This window comes from Aerococcus sp. L_32 (assembly GCF_050689315.1).
In genome coordinates this window covers 1-583 of sequence record NZ_JBOEQF010001156.1, presented here as the reverse complement: position 1 = coordinate 583, position 583 = coordinate 1, and the positions used below count along the sequence as shown (strand labels likewise).

Genomic DNA, 583 nt, shown 5'->3' with positions numbered 1-583 from the left:
ATAAGTTTGTTTTGCATCGATTTCAGGTAAACGTGGGTATTCACTACCATTAATGCCATTTAAGGTAAAGGATGCACGGTCAGAAGTGATTTCTGTTTGGAAGTTTTCAACAACTTCTAAATTCATCATATCTGATGGTAATTTCTTCACGATTTCACCTAAGAAACGAGAAGGTAAGACTATATCACCAGTGGCGTCAATTTTTAATTTATTGTCATCATCTTTAGCATCAATAAATGCCTCAATGGAAATTGTTGCATCAGAACCAGTTAAATAAAGTCCTTCTTCTTTAACTGAGATTTTAACACCTGTCAAAACAGGTATCGTTGTTCTTGAACTAATGGCTCTTTGAACGTCCGTCAAATTTTGAATAAAAACAGAACGATTAATAGAAAATTTCATGTGTGCACTCCTTGTATATATATTTTAATTATAAATAAAAAGATAGTAATAGTAATAGGCCCTGTTAATCTTGTTGATAACTTTTAGAAAGCTTGTCAAAACATACTTTTCCACATGTGTATAACCTGTGGAAAAAACAGAGAGGTTATGAACAATTATCCACAACCTCCTTTTCTTATCT

Annotated in this window: 1 pseudogene; it reads right to left on the bottom strand. The window is 32.2% G+C overall.

Annotated features, from left to right (window positions below):
* Positions 1-402: pseudogene (locus tag ACRCJ0_RS18685) on the bottom strand (DNA polymerase III subunit beta); the annotation flags it as partial.
* Positions 403-583 lie beyond the last annotated feature (181 nt).